The sequence below is a fragment of the Bacillus cereus group sp. BfR-BA-01522 genome, assembly GCF_022662635.1.
GTDB classification, from domain to species: domain Bacteria; phylum Bacillota; class Bacilli; order Bacillales; family Bacillaceae_G; genus Bacillus_A; species Bacillus_A cytotoxicus.
Genome location: NZ_JAKUDY010000010.1, coordinates 45977 through 60714 on the forward strand (window position 1 = coordinate 45977; position 14738 = coordinate 60714).

Genomic DNA, 14738 nt, shown 5'->3' on the forward strand with positions numbered 1-14738 from the left:
CTTACTCCATTAAAGTTTTTACAGCATGATAGGGTTGGTTAACGCCTACTGAACGCCGTACACTTAGATCCGAACGAGTTTTACACAGCATTCCTTTTTCTACAAGTTGTTGAACTGGAGAGAAAGTTGCTTCTGCTGTAAACCTTCCTGTGAGCCATGATGTTTTGTTAACAATTGTTCATCAAACAAATATATAATTAAGATGTAGCTATTACTCTCTAAACTATTATTGTTTTGCAAATATTCCTATTTCATAAAAATCTCGTTCTTGAAGTATCGGTGATACATAAACAATAGAGTTCCAATTCGTTTCTAAGGGTATAGTAGTAATAATAAAATCAATATCTAGATTTTCCATATTCCCCTGAAAAATCTTTGCATTTCCTTCTACAAATTCTAATTGATTACCATAACGTTTATTAATACAACTCTTCATATATTCTTCCCAACTCTTACCTTCACCTGTAATAAGCAATACTTTTTTTTTGTGTAGGTTATGTTGTTTTCCTGTCGCTATAATACGCATAGTCACCTTTGCAAATTCTTCGTCAGGAATATCTGTTAATCCCATTTCTTTCCCCCATTTCGTATATGCTCGTTTTACTAAATCAAACGTTTCTGGATAATGTTTCTTTATGTACTTACACGTATCTTTTTCTGGCGCTTTTATTCTAGGTAGAAATTTCAGTATATGATAGGTCTGCCTACAATACTCAACTATCCCATAGACAAAATCATCACTATTGGCTAGTTCTATTTTTAGTTCTTGTTCCAAGAGACGAATGAAATCGTTTACACATTTATAGAATATTGTTTTTCCTTCTTTATACAATAGTAGTTCTTCTTGTTTCAAGGTATTCCCACTATTATTTATATATCTCGATAACTTAACAACTATAACCAACAATACTTGCTCTTCTATATTTAGAGGTCTATTTTTGTTCACCTTGATTATATTTTTATCCTCAAATATTTTTTTATAATGTATGGATTCTACTGTGTGTTTAACAATCCATTCACTAAACTTTACTTTATGTCCTTGTTTTATTCGTTTAAAAAGAATTGTTATAATAAAGGCTAATCTTCTTTTATCATTAGAATAAAATATAATATCTAATTTTTTTTCAATATCATGTACGTAATCCATCAATACTTCTTCTTTATATTCTGTAAAGGGCCATTCTGTATCGGGAAAAGCTTCCAAGTAACGCTCAGAAAACATGAATATAATTTGAAATTCATCCCCTGAAATCCTTAATGGCTTTTTTTCTAAACATAAACCGAATTTTTCAATATACCTACTGACTCTTTTTAGTACATCATTAGTCGAGGTAACAGGGAGATATAGTCTATCAGCTAAAGAGGTCACTGTATTGGCACGTCCCTCTAATAATTGTTGAAGCGCTAAAAACGTTAATGATTTCTTCAGGAGATTAGAAGTTGCTTCAGTAATTGATTGATTCTGGGATAAAGATAATTTTACACCTTTCCCTTTTTTGGAACATATGACTATATTTTTGGGTAATAAATCATTAATAATTGATATATCTTTTCGAATGGTTTTATTTGAACAGTGTAGTTTACTTCCCAATTCCGCCAGCGTAAACCATCGCTTTTCCTCAACAAGAATATTTAAGAGATTAATTTTACGTTTAATATCTTTTTCCATGATTATCTCCTTTTACTATTAATCGAGTCTAATCTTTCATGAACTTTTTTGTTAATCATTTATAAACTTGTTTAAATCATTACATATATTTAAATTTAATAACTTAAATATATTAAGCAAATATAGCTGCAATGTTAGCGGCTGTTATGGGTCTTCCTCTCCTCTCTCTGCAGATGTTATAATAAGAGAACGTAACTCTTTGTTAGCACTTGCAAACAAGACACTAGACAGAATATTCCGACACTCCTCCCTGAAAATCCAGGAGTTTGATTCTTCACAAACAGCAGGATATAAAATTTTTTATCGCATCATTGGAAATCTCACCCTCCTTTTTTTATAAGCGGGAATATTTCACTATTCATTAGGTTTGTCTTTATATTTAATTGTTTAAAGCTAGCTAGCCAACCTAAATTTCATACACATGATACGAATTCATATCCAAATACATAATACTAAATACCCCCCCTACATTTTTTCAATATTTTTCTCTTGTTACAGGAATTTTTCACAACGATAAAAATCAATATTTAATATATACTTAGAAAAGCGAACACCATCGATTATTCATAATCATTTGACAGGAATGCAATTTGTATCGTTGAAAGAAAATACTCATACAGGAACATCTACAGGTAAGGTTATACGCTATACATGATGTGTGTTGTCGCTACGTGCAGTATTTCTCAAAACATTTCCGCCAGGTGATGGTTATGTAGAGCTTCTACAAGAAGAAGGAAAGACAAATCATGTCTGAATTTCAGAATCTTCCAAAATTCAGACATTACTATGAGGAAACAATCATTGATGTGGTACTTCAACAAACGGTTACATATAAACGAACAGAAGTAGAATTTATATAAAGTGAAACTTTAATCAGTGGGGGTTTTCTTCATCCCCCACTGATTATGAGCCCTCACCAATCGGGCTGTTACGGGCAGCCCTACTCCCACCTATCTTCCTTGCTACTCTTTGAACCTTGAGGTGGGAGTCTTACTGCCCTAAAATAGCGGGATAAAATCTCCTATAGCAGTAAAGACTTTCATTTATGTTGCAATCTCATCCAATGATACCTAACTTTCTATGCAGTTCGTACTCCTCAGACTAGAGATTTTCCGCCGACTTCCTTCACGATTCAGGAGTTGAACTCCAGAAAATGTGCACATGCTGAGCGCACCAAAAAAAGCAATGAGCCTACACCCATTGCTTTTCTTACTAATTAAAGCATAACCCCAACGATAACCGCTGATAAGATACTTACTAATGTTGCACCGTATACAAGTTTTAATCCGAATGATGATACAACGTTCGCTTGTTTTCCATCAATACTTTTCGTCGCCCCAGCGATAATTCCGATAGATGAGAAGTTCGCAAATGATACGAGGAAGATTGATAAAATCCCTACTGTTCGATCCGATAAATCACCGGCCACTTTTCCAAGGTCAAGCATTGCCACGAATTCGTTCGTTACTAATTTTGTTGCCATAATTTGTCCCGCTGTTAGCATCTCTGATGTTGGAATACCCATAATAAATGCTAATGGTGAGAAGATATACCCTAAAATGCTTTGGAATGTGATTCCGAAAATTGAATCGAATACACCGTTAATTGCTGTAATTAATGCTACGAAACCGATTAACATCGCCGCCACTGTTACAGCGATAGAGAAACCAAGCATAATATATTCGCCTAACATTTCAAAGAATGTTTGTTTCTTATCTTCTTGTAATTCTAAAATATCGTCCTCTTCTTTTACATCATATGGATTAATAATATGAACGATAATGAATCCACTAAATAAGTTTAATACAAGTGCTGTGACTACATATTTCGGCTCAATCATTTTCATATAAGAACCAACAATTGACATTGATACTGTTGACATAGAAGATGCACAAAGTGTATATAAACGATTTTTCGGTAATTTACTTAATTGATCTTTTACTGTAATAAACACTTCACCTTGACCAACGATTGCAGCTGCTACTGCATTATAGGATTCTAGTTTTCCTAAACCATTAATCTTACTTAATACGAAACCGACTGCACGAATGATAATTGGTAAAATTTTAATATGCTGCAAAATTCCAATTAATACAGCTAAGAAAATAATTGGTAATAGTACTGTTAAAAAGAATGGTGCTTGTCCATCATTTGCTAGACCACCAAATACAAAATTAACCCCTTCTTCCGCATATTTTAATATCGCGCCGAAACCATCTGCAATTCCTTTTACTAACACATATCCTATTTTTGTATTTAGTAAGAAATAGGATAACGCTAATTGAATGACAAGCATAATTGCAATTGGTTTATATTTAATTTTCTTACGATCTGAACTTACAAGAAAAGCTAGTACAAATACTACCAGTAAACCAATTAGAAACATTACTAGTTTCATATGTGAATCCCCACTTCCCATGTGTTATCGGTTGTCCAACGAATGACGAATGACGTCTGACTACTAATGTTTAAAAAGAAAAATCCTTACAATCAGTAAGCGTTTACATAAATTGCAATTTACAAATGGCGGTCTCTTCTTCCCTACCTTATTCAAAGTCTGAAATGGATACCACCTACAATACAAATTGTAAGCGTTATCTAACAGAAATGCAACATAATTTTTCCCTTATAAACAAAAGCAGTGAGTTTACGCTCACTGCTTTTAACTTTTATAACATTACGCCAACAATAATCGCTGATAAAACACTCACTAAAGTTGCGCCATATACAAGGCGTAATCCGAACGACGACACAACATTTGATTGATTTTCGTCAATTCCTTTCGTTGCTCCTGCGATAATGCCAATAGATGAAAAGTTCGCAAAAGATACAAGGAATACCGAAAGAATACCGACTGTGCGAGCAGATAATTCCCCTCCCACTTTGCCAAGGTCAAGCATCGCGACAAACTCATTTGACACTAATTTTGTTGCCATAATTTGACCCGCTGTTACCACTTCTGATTTCGGAATGCCCATTACAAATGCAAGAGGAGAGAAAATATATCCTAAAATAGCTTGGAATGTCATTCCAAAAATCGCATCGAACAAGCTATTAATGGCTGTAATTAATGCTACGAAACCAAGTAACATTGCCGCTACTGTTACTGCAATTGTAAAGCCAAGCATAATATATTCGCCTAACATTTCAAAGAATGACTGCTTCTTTTTATTTTCTAATTTTAACGTATTTTCTTCTTCTGTAATATCATACGGATTAATAATATGAACGATAATGAATCCACTAAATAAGTTTAATACAAGTGCTGTGACTACATATTTCGGCTCAATCATTTTCATATAAGAACCAACAATTGACATCGATACTGTTGACATAGAAGATGCACAAAGTGTATATAAACGATGCTTTGGAATTTTACTTAATTGATCTTTTACCGTAATAAATACTTCTGCTTGACCAACGATTGCAGCTGCTACTGCATTATAGGATTCTAGTTTTCCTAAACCATTTACTTTACTCAATAGAAAACCAACAGAGCGAATGAACAGTGGTAAAATCTTGAAGTGCTGCAAAATCCCAATTAATACAGCGAAGAATACAATTGGTAATAACGCTGTGAGGAAGAATGTGGTTTCCCCCTTATTCACAAGACCCCCAAATACGAAAACGATTCCAGATTCAGCATATGTGAGCAAGGCGCCAAATCCATCAGAAATTCCTTTTACTAAAATATACCCAATCTGTGTACTTAATAGGAAGTACGATAATGCCAATTGAACCATAAGCATCACCACAATTGGTTTATACTTAATTTTCTTTCGGTCTGTACTTATAAGAAAACCAAGTATAAATACAACGAGTAATCCTACAAGAAACATAACAAACTTCATATATAAAATCCTCCGTTTAAAACTTATTCAACATTTTAGTAAATTATTAAACATTGAATGTCTGACCATACAAAACAATCAATAATCCGAACTTTTATTTTTCACGTAAAATGAATATGATATCAACAAAAACGAATTTATCTCTTATTTATAAAGGCCTTAACCATTCTAACATAAATTTAAATCCACATCCTTATATTTCCGAAAAAAATTACAATGAATATAAAAAAATTATTAATGTTCGTCTTTTATAAAGATATAAAAAAGGTATCAGATTTTCTCTGATACCTCCTTTTTACATAGTTTGTTCTTTTTCTTCTACTTTAGAATCTTCCCAGCACTCTGTATTTTCTAGCCCCGGAATCGAACTTGCATGAAACACTGGGTCTCTTCCTTGTTTCTTTTGTTTTACATAGTCTGATAATGCTGTAAAAGCAAACTTAGATAGAAATACAATTGCCACTAAATTAATAACAGCCATAATCCCCATAAATAGGTCTGCTAAATCCCATACAATTTGAATTGTAGCTACCGAACCAAGTATAACCATACCAAGCACTGCAATTCGGTAAACGATCAATATCCCTTTACTTCCATTTAAGAATTCAATATTTGTTTCACCATAATAGTAATTCCCAACAAGTGAACTAAATGCAAATAAGAAAATTGCAACTGCTACAAAAATAGAGGCCCAAGATCCAATATGTTGACTTAATGCTTGTTGTGTTAATTGGATACCATTTGTATTAGCTAATCCTGATACATCTGATAACAAAATAATAAATGCTGTACAACTACAAATTAGCAATGTATCTGTAAATACCCCTAATGTTTGGATAAACCCTTGTTTGACGGGATGTGTTACATTCGCAGTTGCTGCTGCGTTTGGCGCGCTCCCCATACCAGCTTCATTTGAAAACAATCCACGTTTTACCCCTAGTAAAATAGCCGCTCCAAATCCACCACCAACAACTTCTTTAATCCCAAAAGCATGTAAAATAATTTCTTTAAATAAAGTTGGAATCTCTGTAATATTTGTAATCACTACGAACAAGGCAACTCCTATATAAATAAGCGCCATAACAGGAACAATCATTTCGACAGCGCGAGCAATTCGTTTTACCCCACCAAAAATAATAATTGCTAACAGTCCAGCCATTACAATGCCGACTAATCTACTATCTGTATGAAATGCGCCATCAAATGCTGCTGCCACAGTATTTGACTGTACCGCATTAAAAATCAAACCAAAACTAACTGTGATTAAAATAGAGAAAATAGCACCGAGCCAGCGCTTATTTAGTCCTTTTTCCATATAATACGCCGGTCCCCCGCGGAACGTATTTCCATCTTTCACTTTGTAAATTTGCGCTAATGTACTTTCTACAAAAGCAGATGCACCACCAATTATCGCAATCAGCCACATCCAAAATACAGCCCCAGGTCCCCCAGTTGAAATCGCAATTGCCACACCTGCTAAATTACCTGTACCTACACGAGAAGCTGTACTCATACAAAACGCTTGGAATGACGAAACGCCATTCTTTTCCTTTTGTGCTTTACGTGTTTTCGAACTCGCTCCATCTCCTAGTAAGCGAATCATTTCACCAAAATAGCGAATTTGAACAAAATTAACTCGTAAAGAAAAATAAATGCCAATACTAATTAACATACCTATCATAATATATGTCCAAAGAACATTATTTATATCCGTAATCAATCTCGCTAACATTTCCATCGAATCACTTCCCCCTCTCTTAACAATAAGAAGATTATATTCTAAAAAATTTTAAGAATCAACAAGTTTAGACAAAAAAATGTTAGGTTTTATGACACAATAATGTAATTATTCCTAACATAACTTACTCCCTAAACAAACTGGACATCATTATGTTTCCTACAATCGAATTGACAAACAAAATTGTTGTAACTATAATGATTACATCACGTTGATAAAACAACCTGATCATAAAACTATCTATCCACCTTTAGATATATAGCTTTACTACTTATTTTATAAAATTTCGGAGGGATTTCTTATGAAAATTGGAATTATCGGAGCAAGTGGAAAAGCTGGAAGCCGTATTATGAAAGAAGCACTTGATCGCGGCCATGAAGTTACTGCAATTGTACGAAACGCATCAAACATTACAGACAAGAATGTAAAAGTATTAGAAAAATCCGTATTCGATCTTACTTCTAACGACCTTCAAACATTCGATGTAGTTGTGAACGCATTTGGTGCGCCAACTGGTAAAGAGCATCTTCACGTTGATGCCGGAAACGTATTAATTGAGGCCATGAAAGGTGCGCCACATACAAAATTAATTGTTGTCGGCGGTGCTGGTAGTCTATTTATAGACGAAGCAAAAACAACACGAGTATTTGAAACACCAGATTTCCCAGCAGAATATCTTCCAACTGCCCAAAATCAAGGCAAAAACCTAGAAATTTTACAACAAACAAACGACATTACTTGGACATTCATTAGCCCTTCTGCTCTATTCGCATTAGGAAAACGTACTGGTTCTTATAAAACTGGTAAAGATCATCTTCTTGTTAACTCAAAAGGCGATAGCTATGTAAGTTATGAAGATTTTGCTGTAGCAACACTTGATGAAATCGAAAATCCAAAACACGAAAACGAACGCTTCACAGTTGTTTCTGAAGCAGAATAATAAAGGGAATTTTTGAATCAACAGGCACTTTAGCCCCACTAAAGTAAAACTCGCCCCTAAAATCTTGAGGTGGGAGTTTTACTTTTTATTAATATCTTCCACCAAAATCACCATTGTTCTACCACATAACGAATACTCGTTTATCTCTTGTAAGATGTAGATGGTTGATTCGCGATGCTTCATTTTTTTCAGCTCACAGCTACTTCTAAGCTTGATTTTTTCTTACTTCTTTCAAATAGTACAACTGCATTTTGGAGATTGCTGTCTCCTTATGAGCATCCCTTTTTAATTTGAAATCAAAATTCACCAGGCCGTATTTACTTCGAATGAAAATGCGAATTTTTCCGCCCACATTTCCCCTTTGAGGTGGATCAGTTGATTGCGCTTGATAGGTTCCTCTCTTCGCATTCATTTGTTTGAACTGCACATAATCTTTTCTCAATATCTTACTCGCATCAAACGCCCCTTCATTCTTTTTATGTAGCACGCGAACTATCATCAAAAAAAGGGAAAATGAACAAAACTTACTCATTTTTCCCTTTTCTTCTCTATATTCGACTATGTTTTAAATCATTCGAAAATAAAATGTCTGCCCTCGTCCTTTGTCATCACTAAGTTATGGAATCAAATCCATATAGTTACGAATCATTTTTTATGTTAACATAAGTGTATATAGTATATAATAAAAGATATATATTATACACTTGCCGATAAAGGAACTTTTCTATGATGCGGACAAGTTCATAAATAATAGGTAAGACATTATGATTTTAAATTTCTTCAACTGGAATTAGAAATTTAAGGGCATTTATCTCATTTTGTGAAGCTTTGTATAAAGTTTTGCATTTTTTTGCTGTTCTTACCTATATTCGGGATACTTATTCCACAAAATAAGAGTATTGTTATCGTAAAGGAGAATTGGAGATGCCAGAAACTATCACTCAAACAAAGCCTGAACAAGAATCTGTACAAATTTCTGCTAGCCAAGGACAACTAGATGTACTTGACCAGTTATTAAAACCTGAAGTACAACAATCATTAACTACGCTAGTAGAACAGCTTCCAAAATTAACTGAGCTTGTTAACATTTTAACTAAGTCTTATGATTTCGCACAAACTGTTGCAAATGATGAAGTATTAAAAAGCGACACTGTTGGTGCAATCCAAGAGATTGTAGAACCTGTAAAAGATACTGTGAAAACAATAGCAGCAACTGCTATTGAAGCAAAAGATCGCGCTGAAGAAAGCAATGAAGTTATCGGTCTTTTTGGTTTATTAAAATTATTAAAAGATCCACAAGCACAAAAAATGTTCCGCTTTGTAAATGCTTATCTTCAAATTAGTGCAGAACGTAATAATAAATAATTTATCTTATAACAACAATTAGTAAAGACGGGGGATATCATACTATGTCAAAACAAATTGTCATCTTAGGCGCTGGTTATGGCGGACTTCTTGCCGCTTTAAATGTACGCAAATATTACAGCAAATCAGAAGCACAAGTTACAGTTATTAACCAATATCCAACACACCAAATCATCACAGAACTACACCGCTTAGCAGCAGGTAATATTTCTGAGCAAGCAATTGCAATGCCACTTACGAAACTTTTCAAAGGAAAAGATATCGATCTTAAAATTGCAACAGTTGAATCTTTCTCAGTGGATAAAAAAGAAGTTAAACTAGTTGGCGGCACTACTTTATCTTATGATGCACTTGTAGTTGCTTTAGGAAGTAAAACCGCTTACTTCGGTATTCCAGGATTAGAAGAAAACAGCATGGTATTAAAATCTGCTGACGATGCAAACAAAATCTTTAAACATGTGGAAGAACGCATTCGTGAATACGCAAAAACAAAAAATGAAGCTGATGCGACAATCTTAATCGGCGGTGGCGGATTAACTGGTGTTGAGCTAGTGGGTGAACTTGCTGATGTTATGCCTAAACTTGCAAAAAGCTACGGCGTAAATCCAAAAGAAGTAAAATTACTTCTTGTTGAAGCAGGTCCAAAAATCCTTCCAGTATTACCAGACGATTTAATCGAACGTGCGACAACTAGCCTAGAAGCACGCGGTGTTACATTCTTAACAGGGCTTCCTGTAACAAATGTTGAAGGCAACACAATCGAATTAAAGGACGGTCAAAAAATCGTTGCGAACACATTCGTTTGGACAGGTGGCGTACAAGGTAACCCATTAATTGGCGAATCTGGTCTTGAAGTAAACCGTGGCCGTGCAACTGTTGACGACTACTTACAATCTACTTCTCATAAAAATGTATTCGTTGCTGGAGACAGCGCTGTTGTATTCGGCCCAGAAGGTCGCCCATATCCACCAACTGCACAAATCGCTTGGCAAATGGGTGAACTAATTGGATACAACTTATACGCAGCATTAGAAGGCAAAGCTCTTGAAGAGTTTAAACCAGTAAACTCTGGTACACTTGCAAGCCTAGGACGTAAAGATGCTGTTGCTATTATTGGTGCAAGCTCAACTCCACTTAAAGGCTTACCTGCATCATTAATGAAAGAAGCAAGTAACGTTCGTTACTTATCACACATTAAAGGATTATTCAGCTTAGCTTACTAATCCGTATCGAAGCCTAAATCATACATCTCATGATTTAGGCTTTTTTGTATACATAGCTTTATTCGTCATGAAAATATAATAATCCTCCAAAATTGTTCTAATATACTGATTTTTTCATCAAAATTGTGTATAAAAATAGAAGCAAGGATTATTCCTCGCTCCTACTTTTCCTTTCAATACTTTTGCTCATTTCAAATAAACTGAAACTTTAATCAGTGGGGGGGTTCTTCATCTCCCACTGATTATGAGCCCTCACCAATCGTGCTGTTACGAACAGCATTACTCCCACCTATCTTCCTTGCTATTCTTTGAAGCTTAAGGTGAGAGTCTTACTGCCCTAAAATAGCGGAATAAAGATGAAACTTCACTATAACATGTATCTATTCAATTGATGAAAGTACATCAATAAGTGAAAAGATAACTGTCGTAACTTCTGGCTTTGCAGTAGTTTTCCATCCCGCGGATGAATCACCGCTGACTATAGCGCCTCACTTTATAAATCTTCCCCAATAATTCTTACTTCTCTTTCTAACTTTACACCAAATTTCTCTTCCACTGTTTTTTGTACAAAATGAATTAAATCGATATAATCTTGTGCTGTTCCATTATCTACATTGACCATAAATCCAGCATGTTTTGTAGAAACCTCTACACCACCGATTCTCTTTCCTTGCAGTCCAGAGTCTTGAATTAATTTTCCTGCAAAGTGATTCGGTGGACGCTTGAAAACACTACCGCATGAAGGATATTCTAGCGGTTGCTTAGACTCTCTTTTATATGTCAGATCGTCCATTTTCGCTTTAATCTCTGCGTAATTACCTTTTTCAAGCTCAAATGTACCTTCCAATATAATGTAATGATTATTAGCAAATGTGCTTTTACGATACCCAAATTCAAAGTCATCTTTTGTAAGAGTTATAAGTTCTCCCGCTTCTGTCATCACAAGTGCCTTTGTTAACACATAGGAGATCTCACCACCATATGCACCAGCATTCATATATAAAGCACCGCCCACAGAACCAGGAATGCCACATGCAAATTCAAGGCCTGTTAAAGAATATTCTAGCGCTGTTCTCGAAACATCAATAATCGCCGCACCGCTTTGTGCTATAATTGATGTTCCTTGCACAGTAATATCCGTTATATGAGTTAAGCTTAATGTAATACCACGGATACCTCCATCTTTTATAATGACATTAGAGCCATTTCCTAAAAATGTAATGGGAATATTGTGCTCGCTTGCATATTTTACAACCTTTTGAATTTCCGTATAACTAGTGGGCATAATAAACACATCCGCCTTGCCTCCGACTTTGATGTGCGTATGATTTTTCAACATTTCATCTTGCTTCACATGATTCTCTGGTAATATTTCACTTAAGTATTTATAAACCTCTTGCATATTCATGATCCGATTCCTCTATTTCTATATTCTTTTTTCCCCGCTTATGACGGGCAATCATATCCCCACTAAAAAGATATGTTAAGAAACAATATAACGTGGTAGATAAGCTATGAACGTCTAATTGGAAATCATACAACAGATAAAAAATCCTACTCATTAAAGCATATTTCCCCAAAAACTACTCTGTGATTATACAAGATTCCAATCTCAGTTTCACACCTTATAAATCTGTTGCTTTATAAGGTGTGCCACTCATATTAAAATATATATTTCTCAATAAAGCAACCCAAATAGGTCAAAACTCCATATATTACAAATTTGTAACTTTAGCGTAATAAAGTTACACCTACATTATTGAGGATTCTCTCCATATATCACCAATTTACCCCACAACAACAGCACATCCACTAGAATGTGCTGTTGTTCTTCATGATTAATTTCCTTCTTTTTCCTTATCAAACCACAATAACTCATCGTCATCAACGTCACCGTTATAGTTAATCAATATCTCTTCTCCTGCTTTTATATCTGTATAAGCATAGAAATCGAATGTATGATTGTCAAAATTGATTTCGTATGTGGCATTCGGACGATACGCATGGTTAAACAGCATACCATATCCTAATAGAATCGCTGAATGATTCACCCCATACTCAAATGCATAATCGGCAAGTAACGTTTTTTCAATAAATATATGTTCTTCGTTTGGATAAGAAATAACTGGTGCTTCATGCAATAGCTCACCTTTTTTTATATCCCGTGTTGCAAATACCCCTCGATTAAATTCCCCACTACTAAGTGCAGATGTCTTAATTTCAATCATATTTTCCACCTATATATTTCTTTCTCTACAGTATTTTCTTACTTTAAGCTTGACAGATACAGACGAGAAAAGCAATTCATTTAAATAAATATTTCTGATTGGTGCCTTTTCCACTCTTGACGAAAAAATCTATACGCACTTATTGGAAATCACCAAAATATTTAGTACACTAGTAAATGGAATGAATACGGCGATGGAGTTCGCCACAACCGCTGCTTAGCTAATGACTCCTACCAGGATACACACTGGTAGGAGTCTATTTTTTTTGAGTAAACTAAGAGAGAGGTGAAGAAAATGGTCTATCTTATTGTTGGATTAGCTGGAATATTAGGTGCTCTTTCACGATATTATTTAGGACTAAGTATTGATGTATTGTGGCACCACCCTTTCCCACTCGCCACATTATTTATTAATTTGATTGGATGCTTTTTATTAAGCTGGATTGCCACTTATATTTCTCGTCTAAATATTTTTCCTTCAGAGGTCGTTACGGGGATTGGAACAGGATTTGTAGGATCTTTTACTACATTTTCTACTTTTGGTGTCGAGACAATGAAATTAATCAACCAATCAGCATGGTCGATTGCTATCGTATATGTACTCTGCAGCATATTCGGTGGACTTTTTATGTCTAGTATGGGATACAAATTAGGAAATATCTTATTTACAAAGCGCGCCGTTATAACGAAAAAGGGGGACTAAACAATGTCAGAATATCATGCATTACTCGTCGCTATCGGTGGCTTCTTCGGTGCGATTACACGCTTTTATATAAGCAATTGGTTTAAGAAAAGAAAGAAAACATCCTTTCCGCTTGCCACATTCTTTATCAATATAACAGGCGCTTTCTTGCTCGGACTCATTGCCGGAAAAGGTATCGATAAAAGTTGGCAATTGCTACTAGGAACAGGCTTCATGGGCGCTTTCACTACATTTTCTACTTTTAAATTAGAATCCATTCAGCTTTTTACAAATAAGAAGTGTGGAACTGGGTTCTTGTACATAGGAGCAACCTATATCAGCGGAATCATACTTGCATGTATCGGAATAAAAATAGGTAGTTTATAAAAATAAAAGGGGTGGTGACAACTACCATCCCTTTTATTTTCTATTCTTTCTTGCGATTCTCTACTTTTTCAAGCAATTGTTCTTTTCTTATTTTAGAACGGTCTATATATTCATCTGAAAACTCTGTAGCGTATGCTCCTCGATACTTCTTAGGAGAGTTCAGCACCTGCTCTTCTTCCTTTAAAACCATTCTCTTCATATAGATATGGAAGAACACTTCTACTATCCCAATCAGAAGTGCTGCCCAAAACGAAGATGCAGTAAGACTCCGAGTTGCATCAATACCTGTAAGAAGATATGCTAATACCCAAATTCCGAAAAAACTTAAACCGAAATCCACAATGGTAGCAACTGTATTTCCATACTTAGATAGAACAAATAAATCTCCAATTAAATAGGCTGCTCCTGTAATGACTAATGAGATAAACAAAACTCTAGGAACTGAAACGTCCCAGAAAATACCTAGTACTATAAGCAATACAGCACTAATTGCCATATACTTAATCAATAAAGCAACAATATGTTTCATTGATTATCCTCCATTTTTAACTTCCATATGGAATCATATTTTTACCCAGTACTAGATTGTGTTGATTTCATAAAAGCATACAGGAAATTGCAACCATCACATTATCTGATTTATTCGGCTCTTTTAG

At 34.8% G+C, this 14738-nt stretch carries 13 protein-coding genes and 1 riboswitch; of the genes, 5 read left to right on the forward strand and 8 right to left on the reverse strand.

Annotated features, from left to right (window positions below; all coding sequences use genetic code 11):
• Positions 1-226 precede the first annotated feature (226 nt).
• The 4 genes from MR059_RS14915 to MR059_RS14930 all read right to left on the reverse strand — a co-directional run bounded on the left by MR059_RS14915 (position 227) and on the right by MR059_RS14930 (position 7258).
• Positions 227-1669, reverse strand: a complete 1443-nt coding sequence (locus tag MR059_RS14915) for a BglG family transcription antiterminator (RefSeq protein ID WP_012096093.1) — start codon at positions 1667-1669, stop codon at positions 227-229.
• 1216 nt (positions 1670-2885) lie between these two features.
• Positions 2886-4067 (reverse strand): NupC/NupG family nucleoside CNT transporter, encoded by a 1182-nt coding sequence (locus MR059_RS14920; RefSeq protein WP_012096094.1) that lies wholly within the window; start codon positions 4065-4067, stop codon positions 2886-2888.
• A 271-nt stretch (positions 4068-4338) separates the two neighbouring features.
• Positions 4339-5520, reverse strand: coding sequence for a NupC/NupG family nucleoside CNT transporter (locus tag MR059_RS14925; protein ID WP_012096095.1), 1182 nt, complete (start codon positions 5518-5520; stop codon positions 4339-4341).
• Positions 5521-5815: 295 nt separating this feature from the next.
• Complete coding sequence (locus tag MR059_RS14930; RefSeq protein WP_012096096.1) at positions 5816-7258, reverse strand: alanine/glycine:cation symporter family protein; 1443 nt, start codon at positions 7256-7258, stop codon at positions 5816-5818.
• A gap of 301 nt (positions 7259-7559) precedes the next feature.
• On the opposite strand from MR059_RS14930, the gene MR059_RS14935 reads away from it, so the two are divergent.
• A complete protein-coding gene (locus MR059_RS14935) occupies positions 7560-8198 on the forward strand; it encodes an NAD(P)-dependent oxidoreductase (RefSeq protein WP_012096097.1) in 639 nt (212 codons plus the stop codon).
• A 205-nt stretch (positions 8199-8403) separates the two neighbouring features.
• On the opposite strand, the gene MR059_RS14940 is transcribed toward MR059_RS14935, so the two are convergent.
• On the reverse strand, positions 8404-8730 hold the full coding sequence (locus MR059_RS14940; RefSeq protein ID WP_012096098.1) for a hypothetical protein: 327 nt from the start codon (positions 8728-8730) through the stop codon (positions 8404-8406).
• A gap of 392 nt (positions 8731-9122) precedes the next feature.
• Here MR059_RS14940 and MR059_RS14945 point away from each other — a divergent pair, with 392 nt between their 5' ends.
• The gene (locus tag MR059_RS14945) at positions 9123-9563 is read left to right on the forward strand and encodes a DUF1641 domain-containing protein (protein ID WP_012096099.1); all 441 of its coding nucleotides are present in this window, start codon (positions 9123-9125) and stop codon (positions 9561-9563) included.
• A 44-nt stretch (positions 9564-9607) separates the two neighbouring features.
• Entirely contained in the window at positions 9608-10786 is a 1179-nt protein-coding gene (locus MR059_RS14950) for an NAD(P)/FAD-dependent oxidoreductase (protein ID WP_012096100.1), read from the forward strand.
• A 493-nt stretch (positions 10787-11279) separates the two neighbouring features.
• Here the strand turns inward: MR059_RS14950 and murB are convergent, their stop codons facing one another.
• Both murB and MR059_RS14960 read right to left on the reverse strand, forming a co-directional pair.
• Positions 11280-12194, reverse strand: a complete 915-nt coding sequence (gene murB, locus MR059_RS14955; protein ID WP_012096101.1) for a UDP-N-acetylmuramate dehydrogenase — start codon at positions 12192-12194, stop codon at positions 11280-11282.
• A gap of 430 nt (positions 12195-12624) precedes the next feature.
• Positions 12625-13014: an SET domain-containing protein gene (locus tag MR059_RS14960; protein WP_012096102.1), complete on the reverse strand. Its 390-nt coding sequence runs from the start codon at positions 13012-13014 to the stop codon at positions 12625-12627.
• A 180-nt stretch (positions 13015-13194) separates the two neighbouring features.
• Positions 13195-13254, forward strand: a riboswitch (Fluoride riboswitch).
• A gap of 54 nt (positions 13255-13308) precedes the next feature.
• Here MR059_RS14960 and crcB (MR059_RS14965) point away from each other — a divergent pair.
• Both crcB (MR059_RS14965) and crcB (MR059_RS14970) read left to right on the forward strand, forming a co-directional pair.
• The gene (gene crcB, locus MR059_RS14965) at positions 13309-13716 is read left to right on the forward strand and encodes a fluoride efflux transporter CrcB (RefSeq protein ID WP_012096103.1); all 408 of its coding nucleotides are present in this window, start codon (positions 13309-13311) and stop codon (positions 13714-13716) included.
• A gap of 3 nt (positions 13717-13719) precedes the next feature.
• Complete coding sequence (crcB, locus tag MR059_RS14970) at positions 13720-14082, forward strand: fluoride efflux transporter CrcB (protein ID WP_012096104.1); 363 nt, start codon at positions 13720-13722, stop codon at positions 14080-14082.
• Between the two features lie 40 nt (positions 14083-14122).
• On the opposite strand, the gene MR059_RS14975 is transcribed toward crcB (MR059_RS14970), so the two are convergent.
• The gene (locus MR059_RS14975; RefSeq protein ID WP_012096105.1) at positions 14123-14611 is read right to left on the reverse strand and encodes a YndM family protein; all 489 of its coding nucleotides are present in this window, start codon (positions 14609-14611) and stop codon (positions 14123-14125) included.
• Positions 14612-14738 lie beyond the last annotated feature (127 nt).